Source organism: Leifsonia sp. HAY1-4F (assembly GCF_056755275.1).
Genome location: NZ_JBNDHX010000501.1, coordinates 1 through 245, shown reverse-complemented (window position 1 = coordinate 245; position 245 = coordinate 1). Strand labels below are relative to the sequence as shown.

The window sequence follows — 245 nt, the reverse complement described above, 5'->3', positions numbered from 1 at the left end:
CTATTATGATTTCATAAAAAGTAAGTATATTTACAGCTATACAGACCATCTGGGAAATGTACGCCTGAGTTATTTCAGGAATACGACCACTGGCAGCGCAGAAGTTCTTGAAGAAAACAATTACTATCCGTTTGGATTGCGACATGATATCAATATTCTCTCAGCAAGCAATTCTTCCTACAAGTACCAATATAACGGTAAGGAACTCCAGACAGAAACAGGTTGGAATGACTATGGAGCAAGGA

At 38.4% G+C, this 245-nt stretch carries 1 protein-coding gene; it reads left to right on the top strand.

Annotated features, from left to right (window positions below; genetic code table 11):
* On the top strand, positions 1-245 hold a 245-nt coding region (locus ACPYOG_RS20290), incomplete at both ends, for a hypothetical protein (protein ID WP_481295883.1).